Origin of the sequence: Polaribacter sargassicola (assembly GCF_021991835.1) — a bacterium.
GTDB classification, from domain to species: Bacteria; Bacteroidota; Bacteroidia; order Flavobacteriales; family Flavobacteriaceae; genus Polaribacter; species Polaribacter sargassicola.
The window spans coordinates 1-280 of record NZ_JAHDAU010000243.1 but is presented as its reverse complement, the minus strand read 5'-3'; the positions used below and the strand labels follow the sequence as shown (position 1 = coordinate 280).

Here is a 280-nt window from a genome sequence, read left to right as displayed (position 1 = left end):
AGCCGTTGACGATGTCGCCGCGGTAGGCCGGCAGCGTGACGTCGCCGCGGGTCTCGGTGTCGCTGGAGCGGGGCTTGGCGAACTGGCCGGCCATCCGCCCCATCTTCACCACCGGCATCGAGGCGCCGTAGGTGAGCACGACGGCCATCTGCAGCACGGTCTTGATCCGGTTGCGGATCTGATCGGCCGTCGCGCCCGCAAAGGTCTCGGCGCAGTCGCCGCCCTGCAGCAGGAACGCGTTGCCCGACGCCGCTCTGGCCAGCCGGGTGCGGAGGTTGTC

Annotated in this window: 1 protein-coding gene; it reads right to left on the bottom strand. The window is 70.7% G+C overall.

Annotated features, from left to right (window positions below):
• Positions 1 to 280 (bottom strand): 3-deoxy-7-phosphoheptulonate synthase (locus KI686_RS17755; RefSeq protein ID WP_237590428.1); only part of this gene is annotated, 280 nt, incomplete at both ends.